This is a genomic window from Pseudocolwellia sp. G5-9 (assembly GCF_055808995.1).
Genome location: NZ_CM147893.1, coordinates 4374903 through 4399160 on the forward strand (window position 1 = coordinate 4374903; position 24258 = coordinate 4399160).

Annotated in this window: 16 protein-coding genes; 6 read left to right on the forward strand and 10 right to left on the reverse strand. The window is 36.0% G+C overall.

What is annotated here, in order from left to right; genetic code table 11:
* The first annotated feature begins 40 nt into the window (after positions 1 to 40).
* From AC0L5Q_RS19040 to AC0L5Q_RS19050, 3 genes are all read left to right on the forward strand, one after another.
* Positions 41 to 1105 (forward strand): branched-chain amino acid aminotransferase, encoded by a 1065-nt coding sequence (locus AC0L5Q_RS19040; RefSeq protein WP_473613124.1) that lies wholly within the window; start codon positions 41 to 43, stop codon positions 1103 to 1105.
* A gap of 41 nt (positions 1106 to 1146) precedes the next feature.
* Positions 1147 to 1920, forward strand: coding sequence for a 3-hydroxyacyl-CoA dehydrogenase (locus tag AC0L5Q_RS19045; protein WP_473613125.1), 774 nt, complete (start codon positions 1147 to 1149; stop codon positions 1918 to 1920).
* Between the two features lie 433 nt (positions 1921 to 2353).
* The gene (locus tag AC0L5Q_RS19050; RefSeq protein ID WP_473613126.1) at positions 2354 to 2995 is read left to right on the forward strand and encodes a hypothetical protein; all 642 of its coding nucleotides are present in this window, start codon (positions 2354 to 2356) and stop codon (positions 2993 to 2995) included.
* 214 nt (positions 2996 to 3209) lie between these two features.
* Here AC0L5Q_RS19050 and AC0L5Q_RS19055 read toward each other — a convergent pair whose 3' ends face one another.
* A complete protein-coding gene (locus AC0L5Q_RS19055) occupies positions 3210 to 4097 on the reverse strand; it encodes a LysR family transcriptional regulator (protein WP_473613127.1) in 888 nt (295 codons plus the stop codon).
* Between the two features lie 146 nt (positions 4098 to 4243).
* Here AC0L5Q_RS19055 and AC0L5Q_RS19060 point away from each other — a divergent pair, with 146 nt between their 5' ends.
* The gene (locus AC0L5Q_RS19060) at positions 4244 to 5467 is read left to right on the forward strand and encodes a multidrug effflux MFS transporter (RefSeq protein ID WP_473613128.1); all 1224 of its coding nucleotides are present in this window, start codon (positions 4244 to 4246) and stop codon (positions 5465 to 5467) included.
* A 195-nt stretch (positions 5468 to 5662) separates the two neighbouring features.
* Complete coding sequence (locus AC0L5Q_RS19065) at positions 5663 to 6643, forward strand: LamG domain-containing protein (protein WP_473613129.1); 981 nt, start codon at positions 5663 to 5665, stop codon at positions 6641 to 6643.
* 71 nt (positions 6644 to 6714) lie between these two features.
* On the opposite strand, the gene AC0L5Q_RS19070 is transcribed toward AC0L5Q_RS19065, so the two are convergent.
* The 5 genes from AC0L5Q_RS19070 to nhaB form a co-directional block, all read right to left on the reverse strand.
* Positions 6715 to 9153 carry a hypothetical protein gene (locus AC0L5Q_RS19070; RefSeq protein WP_473613130.1) on the reverse strand — a complete coding sequence of 813 codons (2439 nt, stop codon included), beginning with the start codon at positions 9151 to 9153 and terminating at the stop codon, positions 6715 to 6717.
* A gap of 528 nt (positions 9154 to 9681) precedes the next feature.
* Complete coding sequence (locus tag AC0L5Q_RS19075; RefSeq protein WP_473613131.1) at positions 9682 to 10752, reverse strand: alkaline phosphatase D family protein; 1071 nt, start codon at positions 10750 to 10752, stop codon at positions 9682 to 9684.
* Positions 10753 to 11073: 321 nt separating this feature from the next.
* Positions 11074 to 13350, reverse strand: coding sequence for a TonB-dependent receptor domain-containing protein (locus AC0L5Q_RS19080; protein ID WP_473613132.1), 2277 nt, complete (start codon positions 13348 to 13350; stop codon positions 11074 to 11076).
* Positions 13351 to 13554: 204 nt separating this feature from the next.
* Complete coding sequence (dsbB, locus tag AC0L5Q_RS19085) at positions 13555 to 14073, reverse strand: disulfide bond formation protein DsbB (protein WP_473613133.1); 519 nt, start codon at positions 14071 to 14073, stop codon at positions 13555 to 13557.
* Positions 14074 to 14172: 99 nt separating this feature from the next.
* Complete coding sequence (nhaB, locus tag AC0L5Q_RS19090) at positions 14173 to 15762, reverse strand: sodium/proton antiporter NhaB (RefSeq protein WP_473613134.1); 1590 nt, start codon at positions 15760 to 15762, stop codon at positions 14173 to 14175.
* A 219-nt stretch (positions 15763 to 15981) separates the two neighbouring features.
* On the opposite strand from nhaB, the gene fadR reads away from it, so the two are divergent.
* Positions 15982 to 16692 carry a fatty acid metabolism transcriptional regulator FadR gene (gene fadR / locus AC0L5Q_RS19095; protein WP_473613135.1) on the forward strand — a complete coding sequence of 237 codons (711 nt, stop codon included), beginning with the start codon at positions 15982 to 15984 and terminating at the stop codon, positions 16690 to 16692.
* Between the two features lie 72 nt (positions 16693 to 16764).
* Here fadR and AC0L5Q_RS19100 read toward each other — a convergent pair whose 3' ends face one another.
* The 4 genes from AC0L5Q_RS19100 to AC0L5Q_RS19115 all read right to left on the reverse strand — a co-directional run bounded on the left by AC0L5Q_RS19100 (position 16765) and on the right by AC0L5Q_RS19115 (position 24163).
* The gene (locus tag AC0L5Q_RS19100) at positions 16765 to 18279 is read right to left on the reverse strand and encodes a SpoVR family protein (protein WP_473613136.1); all 1515 of its coding nucleotides are present in this window, start codon (positions 18277 to 18279) and stop codon (positions 16765 to 16767) included.
* A 102-nt stretch (positions 18280 to 18381) separates the two neighbouring features.
* On the reverse strand, positions 18382 to 19659 hold the full coding sequence (locus tag AC0L5Q_RS19105) for a YeaH/YhbH family protein (protein WP_473613137.1): 1278 nt from the start codon (positions 19657 to 19659) through the stop codon (positions 18382 to 18384).
* A 120-nt stretch (positions 19660 to 19779) separates the two neighbouring features.
* Positions 19780 to 21714 (reverse strand): PrkA family serine protein kinase, encoded by a 1935-nt coding sequence (locus AC0L5Q_RS19110; protein ID WP_473613138.1) that lies wholly within the window; start codon positions 21712 to 21714, stop codon positions 19780 to 19782.
* A gap of 379 nt (positions 21715 to 22093) precedes the next feature.
* A complete protein-coding gene (locus AC0L5Q_RS19115; RefSeq protein ID WP_473613139.1) occupies positions 22094 to 24163 on the reverse strand; it encodes a M13 family metallopeptidase in 2070 nt (689 codons plus the stop codon).
* Positions 24164 to 24258 lie beyond the last annotated feature (95 nt).

Here is a 24258-nt window from a genome sequence, read left to right on the forward strand (position 1 = left end):
ATAAATCAGACATAAAATAGGAAATATAAAGAGAAGTAAAATGACAATTACAATAAATTCAAAACATCTAAATGAACGTGGTACTTGCCCAGCTGAATATAGTTTTGGTGAAATCTTCTCTGATCATATGTTTATACAGCAATATAGCCCTGAAAAGCATTGGCATAATCAAGAAATTTATCCTTATCAGCCTTTATCGTTAGATCCTTCTGCTGCGGTTTTACATTATAGTCAGGAAATATTTGAAGGCCTAAAGGCGTACCGAAACGTGAACGATAGTATTAATTTATTTCGTCCTCAAGAAAATATAAAGCGCTTTAATCGCTCAGCAAAGCGCATGGTTATGCCAGAGGTTGACGAAGCTTTGCATTTAGAAGCGTTAAAGTCGTTAGTTTACTTAGATCAAGATTGGGTACCTCATCAAAAAGGTTCATCTTTGTACATACGTCCAACGATGATCGCTACAAGTGCTAAATTGGGCCTTGGCGCTAGTATGAACTATAGCCATTATATTATTGCAGGCCCAGCAGGAAACTACTTTAAAGGTGGGTTAGTACCTATTTCAGTTTTTGTTGCTGATGAATATCGTCGGGCCGTAAAAGGCGGTGTTGGCGAAGCTAAAACAGGTGGTAATTATGCTGCGAGCCTTTTTGCTTCAGAAGAAGTGATTAAATTAGGTTACTCGCAAGTGCTTTGGTTAGACGCTGTAGAAGGGAAATACATTGAAGAAGTTGGCGCAATGAACATTTGTTTTGTGTATGAAAATGCACATATTGTAACGCCTGAGCTCAGTGGCAGTATTTTACCGGGAATTACACGAGATTCTATTTTGAAACTAGCTCCAGCATTAGGCTATGAAGTAAGCGAGCAACGTTTAGATATTGACGTGATTTTAGCTGATATAGCCAGCGGGAAAATAACCGAGGTATTCGGTTGTGGTACGGCTGCAGTTATATCCCCCGTAGGAAAGCTGGGCTTTAAAGGAAAAGAATACATTATTAATAATAATGAAACTGGCGATGTCGCTACAAAACTTTATGACAACTTAACCGGTATTCAATACGGTACTTGTGAAGATAAATTTGGTTGGGTTGAATCACTTTAATTGAGGTTAGTAGGGTTAATTAAAGTTAACGAGGAAAAGTAATGAATGTAGAAAATAAAGTCGCTGTAGTGACTGGTGGAGCATCAGGTTTAGGTAGAGCCGTATTAGACGAATTAAATAAAGCGGGCATAAAAGTTGCGGTTCTTGATCTAAATAAAGAGCAGGGCGCACAACTTTGTACGGAATTTGGTAACGATAATGTTATGTTTGTTTGTACTGATGTAACCAAGGAAGCGTCTGTTGAAAGTGCTTTTGAGTCTGTTATTGCTCAGTTTGGTCGTGTAGATATTTGTATTAATTGTGCCGGTATTGCCCCTGCTAAAAAAGTACTCGATCGCGACAAAAAAGCGCAAGCGTTATTTGCTTTTAGTTTAGCCATTAATATTAATTTAATTGGCAGTTTTAATGTAGCTCGAATTGCCGCTGAAAAAATGGCATTAAATGAACCTAATAACGACAACGAGCGTGGTGTTATTATTAATACCGCATCAGTTGCCGCTTATGATGGGCAAATGGGGCAAACCGCTTATGCGGCAAGTAAAGGTGGAATTGTAGCTTTAACTCTACCTATGGCGAGAGATTTAGCATCTTCAGGTATAAGAGTAAATACCATAGCTCCAGGGATTATGGGAACACCTATGTTATTAGCTATGCCTGAAAACGTACAAGAATCATTGGTTAATAATATTCAATTTCCTAAACGTATGGGAGCTCCTAATGAGTTTGCTCGCCTTGCGTTACATATTATTGAAAATTCATACCTTAATGGTGAAACTATTCGCCTAGATGGCGCTATTAGAATGCCAGCAAGGTAAGTTACTTAAGTAAGTTTTTTACGGATATAGCAGAGAAACGTGTGATTTATGTTTTTCTGTTATTTTATTTGTTTAGTCGAAACGGCAGTTATCGCTTTTTATGCGGCAACATCTTTCCTCAAAAATAGCTATTTAACCTGAGTTCGGTTTAATAAGTAGTTAACTCATTGAAAAATAAATATTAAAATCTTGGTTTGCTTCTAGCTTGATATTTTTACTTAATTCAAGGCAAATTTATGCGTCAATAGCTGGTCTATTGCAAGTGAATTTAACGCCGAAGTTAGTAAAAATAGCGGCTAGAAGAATATTTATTAAGCCAAACTCAGGTTATTTAACCTGAACACCCTTAAGTTTATTAGCTTTATTATTTTCTTTATTTTGGTTCGCTTTATGCAGGTAGCATCAGATAAATATCTAATGTAAAGGAACTACCATGTCTGCTGCTATCACGTTAACAACTTCGCAAAATGTATTATCGCAACTTTCAGCATTATCACAAAAATCATCAAGCCAAGGTGTTGAAGAAACGTCGTCGTATACTAGTGCCCTTGAAAATGAATCTTCTACGAGTAACTCGATAGATGAACTTAGGCGTTCCAGTAAAGTTACGAGTATAAATCCTGAAGAAGTTAGGCGTCTTTATAATCAAATTAAAGAGGAGACGAATACTGAATTAGAAACATTTAACACTACTGATAAAGCATTAGAACCATTTGATTATTTGAGTAACAATATTGATGGAATTATGGATTTTCCTATTGAAGTTAAAATTGAACGTGATGAAATTGAAATGGCTATTTTATATAACAGTTTAGGTATCAATTATCTGGATGTTAAGCGCATTGAAGTACGGGTGGAATTATTAGAAATTGCCAAGGAAGAAGTAAGGGAAAACGCCAACAACGGAAATATAACAAAAGATCAAGAGCAATCGTTAAATAAGACTATAAAAGGGCATATGGAGTCGTTACTTGAGCAAAAACAAAATATATTAGAAAGAAAGCACATTACTGAAAACGAAGATTTACTCTTTGAGCAGTTAAAACGTAGTTCTGCTGTTATGGTGAATGAATAGTAATAGGATTGGGGCTGTTGAACTTTTATGTTTAAATTAAATGCTTGTTGATCGCGGCGCAAAAAGCATTTAAACGGATCTGTAGGTCAGCATCTATTCGCCATTTCTACTACGTTATCGCCTATTAGAGTAGAATAACGACGAAGTATATGCTCGACCTTATATAAAAGGCTAATAAACTGCAGCAAAAATAATCAGCAAAGATCAACAGACCTTAGCTATTATTTGATAAATGTTCAACCAAGGTATCAATAAATTTTCTTTTAGCGGTACTTAAATGTTTTCTGCTAGGATAAACAACCGAAATAGGTAGGGGGGACGGCATAAATTTTGTGAGTAATTGAACAAGTTCTCCTTTCTCAATTTGATCTTGCACCATGAAGTTAGGTATATAAGAAATACCTAAGCCTGCTGTAGCAAACCTTTGCAGCATAATGTCGTTATTTGCTTCTAAATTCCCTTTAACTTTGACTAAGAAATTTTTATTTTCGTCTACAAAATTCCACTTAAATGGGGTTTTCATTATGGTATTAATAATACAGTTGTGATGTATTAAATCTTTAGGGTGATTAGGCGTTCCGTGCTTTTTTAGATAATTAGGACTTGCTACTACAATGAGTGGAAAAAGATGGATTTGACGCGATATCATATTCGAATCTTCTAATTTACCTACCCTTAGAGCTAAATCATAGCCTTCTTCTACAAGGTTAACTTCTCGGTTTACGAAATTTAATGATAAGGAAACATTGGGATATTTTTGAGAGTATTCGTTCAGCGCATTTTGCAGTATGTTTTCGCCTAATACTGGAGGTGCGGTAAAGTGAATATGATCTTTGATTATTTTTTCGTCTGTGGTTAAAGAAATCAGCTCACCTACGTTTTGTGTAATAACATCCATTTTTTGCAGGTAGCGCCTTCCATCATTGGTTAAGCTAATTGAACGTGTGGTTCTATGCAATAATCGTATGTTGAGTTGCTTCTCTAATTCGTTGATTTGCCTACTGACGGCTGAAGGGACTAGGTTTAAATGATTGGCTGCTTTACTGAAACTTTTGTGTTTACACACTTCCTGAAAAACTGTTATTGATTTAAATAAGTCCATTGTTGATTTATTCTGAAGAGTGAATTCATTTTTAGATTATTTATCACTTAATGTGATTTGTCTATTATTACCTTTCTTATATTTATACCCGTTTTCTATCTACAGTATCCACTGTGTATTTTTAGATCTTTATTCTCGAGGTTTACTTGCTTAAAAACTTTCAAAAACACACATTACCTTTTAAAGAATTTATTGGTTTAATGGCATTGATGATGTCGCTAGTCGCAATATCTATTGACTCAATTTTACCTGCACTTGAATCTGTAGGTAATGCAATGGGTAATACCAACTCTAACGATAATCAGTTGATGATTGCTTTTCTTTTTATAGGCTTAGCTTTTGGTCAATTTTTATTTGGTCCGTTATCTGATTCAATAGGACGACGTAAGAGTATGTTGATAGGTTATTCTATTTTCTTTCTAGGCAGCTTATTAGCAATTATTTCTAACGATTATCACACTATGTTGTTCAGCCGTTTGTTACAAGGTTTTGGTGTTGCGGCTCCAAGAGTATTATCAACGGCGATAGTAAGAGATTTATATAATGGAAGATTAATGGCTAAGGTTATGTCTTTTATTATGATGATATTTATATTGGTACCTATGCTGGCACCTATTATTGGTCAGGCAATATTAATGGTATTTAATTGGCAAGCCATTTTTATTTTTACAGGGCTTGTTGGCCTTGTGTCTTTGCTTTGGTATTTATTAAGGCAGGGAGAAACCTTAAGCACTGATAATAGAACCGACTTTACTTGGGTAAGAGTAAAACAGTCGGCATATACCGTTTTTACAAATCGTAAGGTTATAGGCTATGTTGTTGCTTCTGGTTTTATGTCAGGGCCTTTTGTGTTTTTTCTGAGTTCTTCACAACAATTATTACAAATTACCTATCAGTTAGAGACCTACTTTTCTTTATATTTTGCGGGTATATCTTTTGTTTTAGGCATTGCTTCGTTTGTAAATGGTAAATATGTTATTAAGCATGGCATGTTAAAAATAGCATCTATGTCATTAATTTTGTTGGTAGTTTCATCTTCTTTATTTTTTGTTACCTCTTTATTTTTTAATGGCTTACCTCCTTTGTGGGTAACAACGGTTTATTTATTAGCATTGTTTTTTTGTTTAGGTTTGGTGTTTGGTAATTTAACCGCATTAGCTATGGAGCCTTTAGGAAGAATGGCTGGAATGGGGGCTGCTATTGTTGGTTCTGTATCTACTCTTATGTCGGTAGTGCTTGCTGTAATTATTGGTCGTTTGTTTGATGGCACTACATACGCTTTAACTCTAAGTTTTTTAGCTTCATCAGTTATTGTTTTATTGTTATTTAAGTGGATTAATACAGCAGAACAGAAACAAATGGAAGGCTGATTTATTATCGTAATTGATAATTTTTTGATATTTTTAATTATTACTTATCTCTGTGAAATTCAATAAAGTTAATCTCAAACTTATTTTTATATTTAAATGTTTATTGTTAAATATAACGTGTTTTTTGTTGAGTGAATAAGGCTTATGATTTACCTTATCTATTATTAAACCTTTTAATTTTATGAGAACTTAATAATGAAAAACATAAATTCAAATCTTACCCCTCTTGCATTTGCGTTACTTATACCACTTGGAATTTCTGCATGTGGTAGTAGCAGCCAACCTGAAACAACAGCGGACTTAAAGCCAGTAGAAGAAACACTACCTGAAAACAAGCTTATTGTTATTGATGTAAATACAGCTAACGCAGAACTCCCAACCTTTACTTCATTTGATAACAACACTCCAGAGAATAAAGAGTGGAAAAAAGTTGAAAATATGTCAGATGAATTTGATACTTGGAATGAGAATAAGTGGACTAAGACTCGTTGGAATTATGGTAATACGCCGGTATTTATGCGTGACGAAAATTCTGGTGTAAGTGATGGCAACCTATGGATTAAAGCGACTTTAGACGAAACCAATAAAGATCAATGGTTTGAAACGTCTCGTGTTCGTTCGTTGGCAAAAATGAAGTTTCCTCTTTATACAGAGGCAAGGATCAAAACAGCTAATATTTCAGCTTATAATACTTTTTGGTTAAACAACGGAGATAGTAATAACCGTGATGAAATAGATATCATCGAAAATAATCCCAAGCCATCTCTTATGGGAGCAAAATACGATAATTATCCTTACGAAATGCACTCTCAGTATTTTGTTGTTAAGAATGGTGTAACAGAGCGTGGTGGTGATGATAATCCATCAGATAATCGCAAATTATCTGATGGTAATACGTTAAAAGGTGTTGCTTGGAATGACGCATACCATGTTTATGGCGCTTGGTGGAAAGACGAGCATACGGTTCAATTTTATTTAAATGGTGAAGCAGTAAACTTTGTTACCTCTACACAAGAATTTACGTTAGAGCAGCACATTATTTTTGACTTGTGGACACAAGACTCTGCATGGGTTGGTGGATTACCTGAAAAAAATGAATTATTAGATGATAAAAACAATACCATGAAGATTGATTGGGTAAGAACATGGGAGCTTGTTGATAAACCTATAAACTAATGTTCATATGGAAAAAAAATAAGCCGAGACATTTTAATGTCTCGGCTTATTTTATATCTTAGATTAAACGTTTATTTAGTACGTGTTAGTGCTTGGCTTGAATTAAATACCTGTAACGCTGTAGTACTAACAAAACCACCTGAATCAGGGAATTGAATGGTAACCGTGTTGTCTTCTTGCAAAGCAGTAAGGGCTACGGGAATTTCAATCACACCAAAGTAATTATCTCGACCAGGATTTACGTCACCTGTTTCTTGATCATAACCTCTAAAATCAACAGGAACAGTAACTTCTGTAGTATTTACCATAACTGTAGGTGTTAGTGACTTACCATGGTCACGTCCAATACCTAAACGTAATATTGCTTCACCATTTGAACCAACAACAACATCATTGATATCAAAGGTAATGGCGGTATTAGCCGTGATAGCTTGTTTAAAATCACTTGAATAATATTTAGTTTCTTCGCTCGTTTGGTCAATGGTAATATCTGTGTTGTAAGTGACTTTAATGATCATGGTACCTTCACCATCAAGTGTTACCGAATCAGGTAAACTACTTGGGTTGCTTTCTTCAAGTGAAGATGTCCAGTTGTCGGTTTTTAAATGTTTAATATTTACAGCGCTGATATTAGCGGTATCGATACCAAAGGCGTTTAAGTTAACGTCAGCTTCATCAAACTCTAAGTTGTTTAAAATTATATAAGCATCATCACCGTCAACATAAGCATCGACTTGAATATCTAAATCAGAAGACCAAGTATCAACTCGAGTACCATTAACTTCTGCCCATAGGTTATAAAATAATTCTATATCAGAATAAACCCATTCAGTTTCAGTAGTAACGCCAGTACGTTCAAACTTTTGTACCATTAAACGAGGACCGTAAGGAATTGAAACACCATTTTGTGTTGTTCTACCCCATTCAGCTTTTACCACAATAAATGGAATAGTTTTCGCTATCACATCAGGGCGTTCTAAAAAGCTCATTAGCATTTTATTGGTGGCACGCATAACTAAGGTGTCTTTTTTCGGCGTCCAACCAAGGCTTCTTTCACAATGACTTGCTGCGCCATATTCTGAAATAACATAAGGTTTCATTTCACCAATGGCAATATGGCTATAGTTTTCCATCATATCCATAGTCGCTTCCATATTACTGCCAGAGCGATATTTTTCGGTATTGCCCAGACAAGGGAAGTCATATAAATGGATTGAATAAAAGTCCATTTCAGCGCCAGAGGTGTCGATGAATAATTTATCTCGGTCTTCCCAACGTTGGAAGTTGTCTTTATCAAAATCAGGGAAAGCGACTGTGTAACCACCTACTTGAATGTCATCATTTTCAGCAACTTTACGAACTTCAGCTTTGATGGTGTTATGAAATTTAAATGCTTCTAATGGTGTTACATAATTAGCATCACTTGGGTTGCGAACGGTTGTTAAGTCATAAAGTGGCTCATTCATAACCTCAAAATATTTAGGTTTGGTTTCCCAAGCATCAGTATCATTATTTTTGAAAAATTTTGATAAATATTGAGATATAAAGTGGCCTGTTGCTGTACCTAATGGCTCTGCTTCAGTATTTGTTTGAGAAAACGACCATGTGTTACCACTTAATGCATTAATTATAGTGCCTTCTGGCCAGTAAGGGTGTTGTTGAGCACCTTGGATCATATCAAGCGCACGTGCTTTAATTTGTGGAAGTCGTGCATCAGCATGTTTTTTAGCTGTAGAGTTGGCATAAGTCCAACGAAAGTTTCCGCCGGCTGTCGTTGCGCTTGCCTCATCAACAAATCCTGTTTTTGCAGGGTCTTCTTCAACATTACGTAATGCCCAGCTGATAGAGCCTGTTACACGCCCAAAATAAACATCATTATTGGTAACAAAGTTAACCATTAAATCGGGGTCTTCATTAGGTGCATTTCTTGTTTGTCCATCGTTTTCTCCCCAATCGTTTTCTGAGGGGGATGAATGTATGGTTATAAATTTTTGACGGTCAAAAGTTTCGATTCCACCCACGCTGTGCTTAGTGTCAAAATTAATATCAACTTGAATACCTGATGGAGGGATAACAACTACGGCTTCTGCAGTGGTTATAGAGAAAGTGTCAGACACGCCGCCAATCGTTAATACGGCATCTACTGTGGTAGCAGAGGTTGCTGAACTTAATGCCTTAACTTTTACTTTTTGGTTGTTACTAACTGTACCAGCAGCAGATGTATATGCTCCACCATTAATAGAATATTCACCGCCAGTAATAGAAATGGCAGTGTTGCTGTTAATACCAGAAACAGTTATTTCGTTTGAAATAACTTCAATGCTGTTTGCAAGGTTGGTTTGGTCGACAAAGCTATAATTGTTTGGCGTTGTATCTACTGCCGGAGGTGTTTCAACAGGTGGCTTTGTAGTTGTATCACCACTACCACCACCACAACTGGCTAGAGCCATTGTAAATAAAGCTGCTTGGGTACAATGTACCAGATGTTTTTTCTTTATGTTTAAAATCATAGTATCTTCTTACAGTTAGTTGTTCTTATTTTTAATACGTTATGTGGCGTAATTATTTTTAATTTAATTAATTTGAATATTGTTAACTATTTATTGTTTACGTTGTTTGCCTGCTTTAGATTAGCATAATTGTGTATTAAAGGTAGGTTAGAAGGGCAGAGAGAGCTGTAAATATTTATAATGTTTTGTTTTTCAATATAATTAAATGTTGACTACTTGGTATGCTTCTATAGTTTTGTTAGGTGTCGGTTAAATTAATATATTTTTCATACTAAGAAACCAATAGAAACAAGGATTTATCTTTGTTAAATAAAGGTGCTAAGTTGATTTAATTATGTGTAATGCTTGTTGTTCGCAAAAACATTTTTATTGATTAATGGCTGGATATTCGCTGTAAAAATACGTTTTTTTATTTCCGATAAAAACCAAGTGCATGCATCCATGCAGGCAACGAGGTTAGGTGATTAAATAGCAATATTAGGCATAATTGCTTATCCAGAATTCGGGTTAACCTACTAAAGGCTATGTTTAATAAGGTGATATTTCAGAGAGCTTTAAAGCCTGCTGGGTAAAAATATCTCCTTTAACATCTTTTAAACTGAGCGTGATAGTAGGATCTGTTTGTTGCCAATTAATGAGTAATTCGCCGTAATTGACTTTATGAGTGGAGTTTCCTACGCGATGTTTATTAGGGGCTACTTCTTTCCATTCTTCAGTTAAGCCTGAGCTTGTTACTTCCCATAGAGGATAATCAAGTTCATTTGTTACTTTTGAAACTTCTCCCCAATGTGTATCGCCACTGATAATAATAACGCCATTAATTTTGTGCTTTTTAATTAACGACATTAATCGATTACGATCATGAGGAAAGTTTGCCCACGATTCCCAACCAGTAAATTCAGGTAATAGCTGTAAGCTTGAAGCGATAACTTTAATTTTTGCAGGTTTTTGTAACTCTGCTTCTAACCATTGCCACTGTGTTTCTCCTAGCATTGAAGCCGTTGGATTTTCAGAAGGGGAATAAGGACCCATATTTTTAGGTTTGCGCTCAGTAAAGTATTTTTCTTTACCTACTGAATTCAGTTTATCTCTATTCCAGCGTAGGTCGGGCATGATGACTTGAACTTTTTGATCATTTTCACCATACATATACGAGGTATAAATACCGTCTTTACGTGTGTAACGGTCTGAATTTTTTGGTTCGTTCCAAAAGTCTAACATGAGTTTTCTTGAGGCTTCTTTTTGTGGATATTCCGCGCCAGCGTCGTTCTCACCATAATCATGATCGTCCCAAATAGCGATAGCGGGTGTGTTTTTTAATAGTGTCTTTATGCCGGCGTTATTACCTAATAAAGTATATTTATTGGCGAGATGTGACATATTTTCAGTGTCGCCATAAACGTTATCCCCTAAAAAAATAAATAGATCGGCTTGTTCTTTGTTGATGGCATTTAAAATAGGCATAGCCTTATCTTGATGGCTACATGAACCAAATAGAATTTTTTGTGTTGCTAGCGGTTGAGGAGGGGATGATTCTGCAAAGGCTTGTGAAGTTATTATTACAGCAGTGAATATGGAGGAATATATAAATTTGAACATGTGCTACTCGTGGATTTAATAGTAAATAACCTGAGTTCGGCTTAATAAATGTTCTTCTAGCAGCTATTTTTACTAACTTCTGCGTTAAATTCACTTGCAATAGGCCAGCTATTGACGCGTAAATTTGCCTTGAATTAAGTAAAACTATCAAGCTAGAAGCTAACCGAGTTTTTAGTTATTACTTTTCAAGGAGTTAACAATATCTTAAACCGAACTCAGGTTAAATAGGTTATTAGAAACAAAAATGTTACTAGGCAACGTCTTGCCTAGTAACATTTAAAGTCGTATTACTGTTGAATTAATCGTGTTGAACCTTATCGATTAAAAGCTAGTAGTAAACGTAATAGTTGCAGTACGTGGTGCACCTATAAAGAAGGTTGTACCATTGCCAGTACCTGTAGAAAGGTAATCTTCATCTGTTACGTTACTAACTACAAAAGCAATATCGATTGTTTTAAATGGGCTGTTTTGTATTTTTGCGCTGTAGCCTGCATTTAAATCGAATATAGTGTACGAGTCAGCTGCACCGCGGTCGCCAGTATATTTTACGGACGCACCCGCGTATAAATCGCCTTGTGTGTAGTCTGCAGCAACTACAAACATATCGTCTACAGAATCAACAACTTTTTGACCCGATTCAAACCCAACAGCATTACCTACATAAGTAGAATCGTTATTGGTGTAAGAAGAATACACAGATAAGTTATCGTTAATTCGATAGTTTAGACTTAATTCAAAACCGTTAGACTCAATACCACCTACGTTTAAGTATGAACCGTTTGTACCTATGGTGTAGTCAATACCACCCGTATCGCTACCCGGTGCAATAAAGGTAATTCTGTTTTCAAAGTCAATTTGGTAATACGTTGCTGAAAACTGAATGTCTTGTGTGTTGTAGCGTAAACCTAATTCCATATTTTCAGCAGTTTCAGGCTCAATTTGAGTAAGAGAAGATGCATCTCTTTCTAACACACCGTCTTTAATTGCTGAGAAGTTTTCGCTAAAACCAGCAAATAATTCAATCTCGTCATTAACTTGGTAAATACCACCAATGCTGAATAAAACATCTGAATCACTGTCTACTTTACCGGTAACTTGATTGGCAAATTTATCAAACTTCTCTACGTCAACCATGTACTTTTGAGCGCCAATGTTTAAAGTAAAATCATCAAACGATATAGTATCTTCAACATATAGTTTTAATGTGTCAGTAGTAAATTCGTTATCGTATTGGATCCAGTAAGGTGAACTATCAAAATGATGGTAAACGCGAGCGTCTATAACTTTATGCCAATCACGAGATTCGTCACGATCGCTCGTTTCCATCCATAAACCCATTGAAATATCATTATTAGCGATTGTTAGGTCGAAGTTGGCCGTTAAACCTGTACGGTTCTTTTCATAATGAGTGTGACGGTAAGACATAACCGGTACTGCATTTCGATCGTAACATGCTTCGTGTAAACCTGTGCCAGAATCCCAAGGCCATGAGTAGTTTTCAGTACAATCTGCTGCTGGTGTTAATGGGTTGCCTGCTTGATCAGTAAAACCGTATGAACCAGCGTTAGTACCTCCTTGATTGGTTGGATTGCCATTAGCGTCAACAGGTGAAGCTAAATAAGGTGGGATCCAATCGCCACGACCTTTATTTTTATGAAAATAAGGGGTTATTTGAAACGCCATTGTTGAATCAATATCATATTCAAATCTAAGGTAACCTAAAGTGTTTTCACGTAAAGTTGACCAGCCTTCAGCAAACATTTGGTCAAAGTGAGGAATACCTGTCCAGTTCCATGTTAGTTGGTCCCAATCAGGGGTAGCATCAAATTGTTCACGGGTTACTGAGTTGTAGTTGTCTTCGTCTGCATCGTCGTAAGATAAGCGACCTGTAATGTTTAGTTGCCCTAAATCGGTTACAAACTTAACTTCAGCATGCTGTCTTTCTGCACCACCGTTAGAGCCTTCGCCAACCCAGCGACTTGTTGATGTTTGTGAGTAACTTGCGTAAGCCGTAGTGTTACCAAAAATTTCACCTGTATCGTGTCTTACAAAGTAGCGAGATGCATTATGATCGCCTTGTGTGTAAGCTATTTTAGTTTCTTGAGACATTAATGGCTGTGAACTTACAAAGTTGAATGTTCCACCTAATGCTTCTAACGAAGCTGAAGAAATGTCTGAAGTCCCTTGAGAAACTTCTACGGTTTCCATGTTTTCAGTATCTAAATAACGGTTTGCTTTTGCACCACCACCGTAATTTGAACCACCATTTGGGATGCCGTCTATCGTCATACCTAGTTGTTGTTGGTTACCGTCAATACTAAAACCACGCATAGTAATTGAAGTAGACCAATCGTCACCACCAAAAGCATCACCTTCATTGATACTAATGCCTGGTAATTTGTTCATTACACCAATAACACTGGTAATGTTTGGCACTTGTTTGGTCATTGAACTATCAATTACATGATTAGCACGGGTTAATTTTTTTACCACAACAGACACTTCTTCCATTGATGAGTCGGTTTCGGCGGCTGCATTTACAGATAACGTAGATAAAACTGCAAGTGCGATAGCACTTTTTATTGGTTTAAGATTCATGACTTGCCCTTAGATAAAAAATTATAGTTTTTAATGCGGGCATTATGATGAGGATTTATGACAGTTCTGGTGAGAAAGTATGACTGTTTGGTTATAGTAAAGTTTCAGAATTATGAAAGATATATGGCTGTAGTACTTTGAGATGTAAATAAAAAAATGAGCCATAGAGGCTCATTTTTATTGGCTGTAATTTTTATTTAAAAACTAAATTGTTTTATTCGTAAATATTCTTATGAGTAAGGTTGTGGCTAAAATCGCGCTATATATGCCGAAAACAATGATCATCATTTGTGGCATAGTAAAGTTTAAAAACTGCCAATTAATGTCACCACAATCGCCATTAGCTTCAAACAACAAAGGTAGCCATTCGTGTAATGGAGCCCATTGTGGAAAATTAGGGACAATTTCACAAACATACATAAATGAAAATTCTGAGGTTTGTATATCAACATGTTCAATGGCAATCAGTAATCCCCAAACTGAACTGGTTCCCCAAAGTATGTAAGATAATAATCGGAGAATGGTTGATTTATTACCTAACATTCCAACGATACCAGCGGCAAATATTCCCCAAAGTGCTGTTCTTTGATAGATACACATAATACAAGGAGCTAAGCCGAGTACGTATTGAAAATACAATGCTGCAATCTCTAGTCCTAATGCACTTATTGTTAATAACAACCAAGCACGAGAATTGGTGACTAAATTACTTATAAATTCCACAGTAAAACCTTATAAATAGTGATAATGCTACATTATCTTAACTAAATAAAAAGCGCCATAATTGGCGCTTTGAAATGTGTAACATAATTTTATTATATCTTAATGTGCGGCAGGCACACTATGAGTTGATGTTGCAGAATGATGTTGAATTGTTCCTGCTTCATACATTTCAGCTGTTCTATCAGCTAAATAACCTGACGAAATAGCGATTAAACCTACCAGTGTTAATACGATGGTATAAGGTAGCGCCATAAGAACCATTCTACCGTAAGACAAGCGCACTAAAGGAGCAATTGCTGAGGTTAGTAGAAATAAGAAGGCTGCTTGACCATTAGGTGTCGCTACACTAGGTAAATTAGTACCTGTGTTAATAGCTACCGCTAATAAGTCAAATTGGTCACGAGTAATTTGTCCTGAGGCTAATGCTTTTTGAATTTCAGTAATGTAAACCGTACCAACAAACACATTGTCGCTTACCATTGAAAGTAAACCATTCGCTAGGTAGAACATAACAAGTTGCATGTTACCTTCGTATGTAAGTACCCAATTAATAACAGGGGTAAATAACTGTTGGTCAATAATTACGGCGACTACGGAAAAAAACACAGCAAGTAATGCGGTAAATGGCAATGCTTCTTCAAAAGCGTGACCAATTTGGTGTTCTTCAGTGATGCCGGTAAAGGTGGTTGCTAAAATAATTACCGTAAGACCAATTAAACCAACAGGTGCTAAATGAAGAGCTAAACCAATAATTAACCAAATGGCAATCACACCTTGCATAATAAGCTTTATTTTATCACTTTTAGTGCGTTTTTGGCTTTCAGCAACATCAAAATCATTTAAAATTGTACGTACGGTAACAGGTAGTTTTACACCATAACCAAACAATTTAAACTTCTCTAAAGAAATACAAGTTAACATTCCTGCAATGAAAACAGGGATTGTTACTGGAGACATACGAATAGCAAATTCTACAAATTCCCAGCCAGCTTGTTGCCCTATAATTAAGTTTTGTGGTTCACCAACAATAGTACAAACACCACCTAAAGCAGTACCAACACCAGCGTGCATTAGTAAGTTACGTAAGTATCCACGAAATTGTTCTAGGTCGCTTCTGCTAGGATCTGGCAGTTGATTATCTTCGTTATGGTCATGAGATTGACTTGAGTCTTTACCAGAAGCGACTTTGTGATAAACAGAATAGAAGCCAATGGCAACACTGATGATAACAGCAATCACGGTTAGAGCGTCTAAGAATGCTGATAAAAAAGCACCTGAAAAACAGAATAAAAAAGATACCATAATTTTTGAGGTAACTTTTGTGACTATTTTTGTGAATAAAAATAGTAATAAATTCTTCATAAAGTAGATGCCAGCTACCATGAAAATAAGTAAGAGAATAACCTCAAAGTTTACAATCATTTCATGCATTACCTGATTAGGTGATGTCATGCCAATAGCTACAGCTTCAATTGCTAGTAAGCCACCAGGTTGTAACGGATAACATTTTAATGCCATAGCTAGAGTAAATATAAACTCTACAACTAATGCCCAACCTGCAGTATATGGGTCGACAAGGAAAAATATAATAGGATTAATCACTAAAAAAGAAATTATCGCGAGCTTGTACCACTCGGGAGAGTTTCCTAAAAAGTTTTTATAAAATGCAGCCATAGATGATTGTTGCATAGTTGACCTTTTGAAGTTAAGTTAAGTTGATGTTTATTGATTTTCGATAATTGTAATTTTTTATATGTTATTGAGATAAATATTAATATTCGAAGTAGTTTAAGCGGTATAAGGGCGCTTGTAAATAATCAGTAAAGCGGTTTTATATCAGCTTGTACCTATACTTGTTCTGGTACAATCAGTACAATAAATAATAAAAATATAAGCTATTGGTGATTTATGGTTATTAAAGCACATAGTCCAGCAGGTTTTGCTGAGCAGTATATTGTTGAGTCGATATGGAATGGCGGTTTTCCTCCGGGGTCTATTTTACCTGCTGAGCGTGAACTATCTGAATTAATTGGGGTTACTCGAACTACGTTACGTGAGGTTCTACAACGCTTAGCGCGAGATGGTTGGTTAACTATCCAACATGGTAAACCCACTAAAGTTAATAATTTTTGGGAAACCTCTAGTTTAAATATTCTTGAAACATTAGCACAATTAGACCAAGAGGGGATTCCTGATTTAGTTGATAATTTATTATCGGCTAGAACGAATATCAGTGCGATATATATTCGTGGAGCTTTAAAAAATAGTCCGTCGCAAGTTATTGAAATATTAAGTGGTTATAAAAATATTGCTGATGACGGTATTTCTTTTGCGGAGTTTGATTATAGCATTCACAAAGAGCTGGTTGTTGCCTCTGGTAATTCTATCTATTTATTAATATTAAATGGGTTTAAAGGCTTATACTCTAGGTTAGGGAGTTTATATTTTTCTCATCCTAAAGGACGTGAAATTTCTCGTAAGTATTATGAAAGTTTAATTGAACTGGCAAATGAAGGTAAATTTGATCAGGCTGTTTTTGTAACGCGTGATTATGGTGTGGAATCAGGTAAGCTTTGGTTAGAATTGAAAGACGAAATGCTTAGAGAACTGGTAAAATAAGTTTACGATTTTGTTAAAAATGATTTACAAAAGGTAGCTATTATTAGCTACCTTTTTTGATCTGAAATAAATTTATAATGCTTCTTCTTCAGCTTTAATTGGGCAAATCGCTATTGTTTTTTCGTTACCTTGCTCATCTTCTTGTACTATTTTCACTTCAAATTGCCATAAATAAAATAAATGCTTTATTACTTCATCTTTTGAATCCCCCAAAGGGATTTTTTGATGTGGAGTGTATTTTAAGGTTAACGATCTATCGCCATTAACCTTCGCATCAATAATTTGAATATTAGTTTCTTTATTACTTAAGTTATATTGGTTAGATAATGCGGTTCGTATTTTTTGATATCCTTGTTCATTATGTATAGCGCCTACTTCTAAGAAGTTATCGGTTTCGTCATCGTGGATATGAAATAGCTTAAAATCGCGCATTAACTTAGGTGATAAGTATTGGCTAATAAAGCTTTCGTCTTTAAAGTTTTCCATGGCAAAATGTAAGGTGTCTAACCAATTACTGCCCGCAAATTCAGGAAACCACTGCTTATCTTCTTCTGTTGGGTGCTCGCATATTCTTTTTATATCAATAAACATATTAAAACCTAAAGCATACGGATTTATGCCTGAATAATAAGGGCTGTTATATTCAGGTTGAGCAACCACATTGGTATGGTTATGAAGAAATTCGAGCATAAATTTATCAGTGACTAATCCTTCATCGTATAAGTGATTCAAAATAGTGTAATGCCAGAAACACGCCCAACCTTCATTCATTACTTGAGTTTGTTTTTGAGGATAAAAATATTGCGATATTTTACGAACAATTCTTACTATTTCTCGTTGCCAAGGTTTTAGTAGGGGAGCATTTTTTTCGATAAAATATAAAATGTTTTCTTGCGGCTCTGACGGAAAACGTGGTTTAGGCTTATTTTTTACTTCATCACTTTCGGGTACAGTTCTCCATAAGTTATTGACCTGTGATTGTAAGTATTCTTCTCTCGATTTTTGGCGTTTTAGCTCTTCTTCTAACGATATTTTTTGTGGACGTTTGTATCTGTCTACACCATGATTCATTAGCGCATGACAAGCGTCTAATGTGGATTCTACTTCACTAATACCATATTTATTTTCACAGTCTGCAATATAGTTTTTAGCAAACAATAAGTAATCAATAATTGAGCTGGCGTCAGTCCAAGATTTAAAGAGGTAATTACCTTTAAAAAAAGAATTATGTCCGTAACAAGCATGCGCCATAACAAGGGCTTGCATGGTCATTGAGTTTTCTTCCATAAGGTAAGAAATACATGGATCTGAATTAATCACAATTTCGTAGGCTAATCCCATTCTGCCTCTTCGGTAGGTTTGTTCTGTTTGAATAAACTTTTTGCCGAAGGTCCAGTGATTATAGCCAATAGGCATACCAACACCCGCATAGGCGTCCATCATTTGTTCCGCGGTTATTACTTCTATCTGATTAGTGTAAGTATCTAATCGGTAATGCTTAGCCACACGTTCAATTTCTGTTTGGTATTCACCTAATAGGTCAAAAGTCCATTCAGGTGAGTCACTTAAGGGGGCTCTTTTTTTCATATCATGAACTCCTATTTACATAAATGAATTAACCCTAACTGGGGGTAATTACCATTGAAGCCTTTAGTGGCTTTGTCAATTTCACTCATGTTCATTCATCAATTAAGCGGCTTGCTCAGCACGTTTTTTAAATAACTCTCTAAACACTGGGTATATGTCGGTAACGTCTTTAATATGCTGCATAGCAAAGTGATTTTGAGTTGCTGCAACGGTTTCATAGTGTTGCCATAATGTTTGGTGAGCACGTTGAGTTATTTCTATGTAACTGAAATAGCGAGCTACAGGTAAAATATTTTTCTCTAAAATATTAGCGCATTTAGGTGAGTCGTCAGCCCAATTATCGCCATCAGATGCTTGCGCTCCGTATATGTTCCAGTCTTTTGAGTCGTATCTCTCTTTGATTATTTTGTCCATTAATTCTAAAGCGGTTGAGGCTATAGTGCCGCCTGTTTCTTTAGAATAGAAAAAGGTTTCTTCATCAACTTCTGACGCTTGTGTGTGGTGGCGAATATAAACCACATCTATGGTTTTATAGGTACGTGTTAAAAACAAATATAAAAGCACGTAAAAGCGTTTTGCGATGTCTTTAGTGGCTTGGTCCATAGAGCCTGATACATCCATTAAACAAAACATAACCGCTCTAGAGGTAGGTATGGCTTGCTTTGCGTAGTTTCTGTAATGTAAATCAAAGCTGTCAATAAACGGTACTTTGGCTATTTTGTCTTTAAGGTCTTGAATGCTTTTTTTGAGTTCTTTGGTTTTTTTTATATTGTCGTGGGGATCTTGTTCTAACTGAACAAGTGCAGCTTCAAGCTCTTTTAATTGTTTACGTTTGCTTGATGTCATGGCGATACGTCTAGCAATAGATCCTTGTAATGATTTAACAATATCTATGTTTGAAGGCACACCTTCAGCGCAATAACCGCTACGAACTGTTTTGTACTCAACAATTTTGCTCAGTTGAGATTTTTCTAAATTAGGTAACTCTAAATCTTCAAACAGTAGATCAAGATATTCGTCTTTAGAAATTGAAAACACAAAGTCGTCATCACCTTCGCCAGAGTCACTTGCTTCACCTTGTCCTGAACCTTGGCCCTGACCTTGTTGCGGGCGCTCTATGCGATCTCCTGTGGTAAATTGGTCATTACCTGGATGCACAACATCGTTAATGCCGCCTTTACCTTGATGGAATACAGGCTCGCCTAAGTCTTTTTTAGGAATGGTAATGCTTTCACCTGAGTTAACATCAGTAACGCCGCGTTGGGTTACTGCATCAGATACCGATTTTTTTATTTGAGTTTTATAGCGGCGTAAAAACCTCTGCCTGTTGACGGTGCTTTTGTTTTTACTGTTTAAACGTCTGTCAATAAAATTAGCCATAACGCCTCTTTATCATTGGTGTTCACTTTTCACCTAAGTGAAAAGTGAATTTTTGCTTCAATGGTCTAGTGAGTTAATTCCTTTAAATGCTGAGTAACTCCATTATTTAATGGAATCGTACTATGAAGATTTTCTTACACGTAAATACCATTCAGATAAGAGTCTTACTTGTTTTTGGGTATAGCCTTTACTCATCATTCGCTCAACGAAGTCGTCATGTTTTTGTTGATCGTCTGTTGATGTTTTAGTGTTAAAGGAAATAACAGGTAGTAAGTCTTCAGTATTCGAGAACATTTTTTTCTCGATTACTGTGCGGAGTTTTTCATAACTTGTCCATGCCGGATTTTTGCCATTGTTGTTGGCTTTGGCCCGTAGAACAAAATTAACTATTTCATTCCTGAAGTCTTTAGGATTACTAATACCTGCTGGTTTCTCTATTTTTTCTAGTTCATTATTCAACGCTTCTCTATCAAATAATTGACCCGTTTCAGCATCGCGGTATTCTTGATCTTGAATCCAAAAATCAGCGTAGGTTACGTAACGATCGAAAATGTTTTGCCCGTATTCAGAGTAAGATTCTAAATAGGCGGTCTGAATTTCTTTACCTATAAATTCAATATATTGTTGTGATAGATAACCTTTAATAAATTCTAAATAACGTTCGGAGGTTTCTTGCGGAAGTTGTTCACGTTCTATTTGTTGCTCTAATACATAAAATAAATGTACTGGGTTTGCGGCAACTTCCATATGATCAAAGTTAAATACGCGTGATAATATTTTGAAGGCGAACCGAGTCGATAATCCCGACATGCCTTCGTCCATACCCGCGTAGTCTTTATATTCTTGATAAGACTTAGCTTTAGGATCGGTATCTTTAAGACTTTCTCCATCGTAAACACGCATTTTTGAGTAAATACTAGAATTTTCTGGCTCTTTTAAACGTGATAATACTGAAAACTGGGCCAGTGTTTCTAATGTGTCTGGAGCACATTGAGCATCAGAAAGTTCGCTGTGTTCAAGTAGTTTTTTGTAAATTTTCACCTCTTCACTTACTCGCATACAGTAAGGTACTTTTACAATGTAAACACGATCGAGAAAGGCTTCGTTGTTTTTGTTGTTTCTGAAGGTCTGCCATTCAGACTCGTTTGAATGGGCAAGTAATATGCCGTTAAAGGGGAGGGCAGATAAGCCTTCGGTTGGATTGTAATTACCTTCTTGAGTGGCTGTAAGTAGAGGATGTAAAACCTTGATGGGGGCTTTAAACATTTCTACAAATTCCATTAAACCTTGGTTAGCTCTACATAAAGCACCTGAATAGCTATAAGCGTCTGGATCATTTTGTGCAAAATGCTCTAGTTGTCTTATGTCTACCTTGCCAACTAATGCTGAAATGTCTTGGTTGTTGTCATCACCAGGTTCTGTTTTAGCAATTGCTATTTGATCAAGAATTGATGGATAAAGCTTTAATACTTCAAACTTGGTTATATCGCCTTCAAATTCATGTAAACGTTTGGCTGCCCAAGGTGAAATTATAGTATTTAAGTATCTTTCGGGAATGTTGTATTCGTCTTTTAATATTTTTCCATCAGCGTTCGCATCAAATAAACAGAAAGGGTGATCATTCACTGGGCTACGCTCACCATTAACGCTAAGCACATAAATCGGTTTTTTTTGCATAAGTGCTTTTAGCTTTTCAGCAAGCGATGATTTACCGCCACCAACAGGGCCAAGTAAATATAAAATTTGTTTTTGTTCTTCTAAGCCTTGAGAGGCATGTTTAAGGTAGGAAACAATTTGTTCAATAGCTTCTTCCATGCCATAAAATTCTTTAAAGGCAGGGTAACGAGAAATAACTCTGTTTGAAAATATACGGCTTAATCTAGGCTCTTTTGAAGTGTCGATCATCTCTGGTTCGCCAATCGCATTTAACAGACGTTCTGATGCGCTGATATAGGCATTTTTGTCTGTACGACAGATTTCAAGAAATTCTTGAATGGTAAACTTTTCTTCCTTCGCTAAATCGTACCTTGATTGATAATGTTGAAAAATACTCATGCTAACCTCCAGAAACTTAAGTTATGCTTGAAAGGAGTTGTAATACTAATTTCACGAATGAAACCAGTTTAAAGATTAAAAACCCTTATCTTTAAGACTAGTAGAAAGTTATAAAGTTGCGTATAAAAATTAAATGAAAATTGAATTAATTCAAAGGAAAGCCTTAAAACAGGCTTATTAAATAGTTATATTAGACATAATGGCTTATCTCTAATTCTGGTTATTGAATAAATAGTGACTCTGAGAATGTTATTTTTTAAAGAGAGGAAAGGTTGGAACTGTTTTGTCGCAGGGGTTAAGATTTTATCTAAAATTATGGATTAGTGTTATTCAAACCGACTTAAAAGTGATGATTAAGTCGGTTTGAACACGTAAAGTATTACCAAATTTTTACGCGTTTTTCTGGTGCAATATACATTTTGTCACCTTCTTTAACATTAAAAGCCTTATAAAACTCAGGCATGTTTGATAACGAACCTAATGCTCTAAATTCTCCTGGTGAATGAGGATCTGTTGCTACTCTATTTCGCATTGACTTTTCTACCGTTTTTGAACGCCAAATTTGAGCGTACCCCATAAAGAATCGTTGATCACCCGTTAAGCCATCAATAACAGGAGCTTCTTTACCATTCAAAGAAGTTTTATATGCTTTATAGGCGATAGTTACACCTGATAGGTCTCCAATGTTTTCACCTAAGGTTAATTCACCGTTAACGTGTAAATCGTCAAAAACTGCGTAACTGTTGTACTGAGCAACAAGGTTGTCTGAACGCTCTTTAAAGGCCGCTAAATCTTTGTCTGTCCACCAGTTTCTTAAATTACCTTCGGCATCATATTTACTGCCTTGGTCATCAAAACCGTGTCCCATTTCATGGCCAATAACAGCGCCAATACCGCCATAGTTAACAGCATCGTCAGCTGCCATGTTGAAAAATGGTGGTTGTAGAATAGCTGCAGGGAAAACAATTTCATTTACCGTTGGGTTGTAATAAGCATTAACGGTTTGAGGTGTCATTCCCCATTCCCATTTACGGATTGGGCCGCCTAGTTTTTCTACTTCTTTTTTGTGAGTAATTTCTCCAGAACGAATGATATTACCAACGAGATCATTTGCTTTAATTGTTAGAGCTGAATAATCTTCCCATTTGTCTGGATATCCAATTTTAGGTGTAAATGCAGCAAGTTTTACATGGGCTGCTTTTTTAGTGTCTAAAGACATCCAATCTAATTCGTCAATGCTGCTACCGTATGCTGCTCTTAAGTTTTCTACCAGTTGGCTCATTCTTGATTTAGCTTGTGGAGTAAAGTGTTTAGCAACATAAACCTTACCGATAACTTCGCCTAAGTTGTTGTTAACTGTTGATACACCTCGTTTCCACATTGGGCGTTGCTCTTCGCGACCACTTAATTGTTTTGAAAAGAAATCAAAATCTTCGTTATCTAATTCAGCGGTTAAGTATGAAGAAAATTTACTCAAGGTGTGAAATGTTAAATAGGTTTGCCAATCAGCCACAGAGGTTGTATTGAACACTTGGCCAAAACCTGCGGCGTAATCGGGTTGATTAACAATAAGGTCGTTTTGTTGAGAAACACCAATTGCATCTAAGTAAGTTACCCAGTCAAATTCGCTAGTTACCGCTTTATCTAAGTCAGATACGTTAAACTTGTTATAACGTTTTTCGCTATCTCTTGTTTGCACGCGAGTCCAATGATATTCAGCTAACTTTGTCTCTATCGCCATAATTGACTGTGCTGCTGCTTTCCCATTTGGAAGCTTAGCTAAATCAAACATTTTTTCTATATGAGCTACATAACCTTGGCGAAGTTTTACGAAGCGTTCTTCTTCATTAAAATAATAATCTTTGTCAGGTAAACCTAAACCACTTTGCCAAACATGCGTGGCGTAGCGGCTAGAATCTTTAGCGTCTACACCAATATAAAATTCAAAGGGTGTTGTAATGCCTACCGCTTGATATTGACCAAAAAAACGCGCGATATCTTGTTTGCTTTTAAGGTTGTTAATGGACGTTAGAATTGATGATATAGGTTTAATGCCTAAAGCATTTCGTGTATCAATATCAGTAAACGACTTAAATAGATCAGCCACTTTTTGCTCATCACTACCGGCTTTAAGGTTTTGTTGTTTTGCTAACTCTTCAATAATAGCTTTAACGTTATCGTCAGCATCATCGCGCAGATCGTAAAAAGATCCTATTGCGGTTTTATCGCTAGGGATAGTTGATGTTTTTAACCAGCCTCCGTTAACATATTGATAAAAATTATCTTGTGGGCGAACTTCTGCATCAATATTGGCTTTTGTTACGCCTGATACTAATACTTTGTTTGGCGCTGTTTGGGCTTGAGTGTTTTTATTCGTGGGTTCAGATGTTTGATTACAGCCTGAAAGTAATATAGATGTGCAAATAGCACTCGCTATCAATGTTTTCATGTGGTTACTCTTAATAATTGTTAATTAGGGGCTGTTAAACTTTCGAGATTACTTATACCGCAACAGCTGTGCCCTTTTAGGGTATTTAACGCTTA

What these genes read in the sequence shown, in the direction of transcription:
- AC0L5Q_RS19040 (WP_473613124.1), top strand. Translation starts at nt 41, where the DNA reads ATGACAATTACAATAAATTCAAAACATCTAAATGAACGTGGTACTTGC.
- AC0L5Q_RS19045 (WP_473613125.1), top strand. Translation starts at nt 1,147, where the DNA reads ATGAATGTAGAAAATAAAGTCGCTGTAGTGACTGGTGGAGCATCAGGT.
- AC0L5Q_RS19050 (WP_473613126.1), top strand. Translation starts at nt 2,354, where the DNA reads ATGTCTGCTGCTATCACGTTAACAACTTCGCAAAATGTATTATCGCAA.
- AC0L5Q_RS19055 (WP_473613127.1), bottom strand. Translation starts at nt 4,097, where the DNA reads ATGGACTTATTTAAATCAATAACAGTTTTTCAGGAAGTGTGTAAACAC.
- AC0L5Q_RS19065 (WP_473613129.1), top strand. Translation starts at nt 5,663, where the DNA reads ATGAAAAACATAAATTCAAATCTTACCCCTCTTGCATTTGCGTTACTT.
- AC0L5Q_RS19070 (WP_473613130.1), bottom strand. Translation starts at nt 9,153, where the DNA reads ATGATTTTAAACATAAAGAAAAAACATCTGGTACATTGTACCCAAGCA.
- AC0L5Q_RS19075 (WP_473613131.1), bottom strand. Translation starts at nt 10,752, where the DNA reads ATGTTCAAATTTATATATTCCTCCATATTCACTGCTGTAATAATAACT.
- AC0L5Q_RS19080 (WP_473613132.1), bottom strand. Translation starts at nt 13,350, where the DNA reads ATGAATCTTAAACCAATAAAAAGTGCTATCGCACTTGCAGTTTTATCT.
- nhaB (WP_473613134.1), bottom strand. Translation starts at nt 15,762, where the DNA reads ATGCAACAATCATCTATGGCTGCATTTTATAAAAACTTTTTAGGAAAC.
- fadR (WP_473613135.1), top strand. Translation starts at nt 15,982, where the DNA reads ATGGTTATTAAAGCACATAGTCCAGCAGGTTTTGCTGAGCAGTATATT.
- AC0L5Q_RS19100 (WP_473613136.1), bottom strand. Translation starts at nt 18,279, where the DNA reads ATGAAAAAAAGAGCCCCCTTAAGTGACTCACCTGAATGGACTTTTGAC.
- AC0L5Q_RS19105 (WP_473613137.1), bottom strand. Translation starts at nt 19,659, where the DNA reads ATGGCTAATTTTATTGACAGACGTTTAAACAGTAAAAACAAAAGCACC.
- AC0L5Q_RS19110 (WP_473613138.1), bottom strand. Translation starts at nt 21,714, where the DNA reads ATGAGTATTTTTCAACATTATCAATCAAGGTACGATTTAGCGAAGGAA.
- AC0L5Q_RS19115 (WP_473613139.1), bottom strand. Translation starts at nt 24,163, where the DNA reads ATGAAAACATTGATAGCGAGTGCTATTTGCACATCTATATTACTTTCA.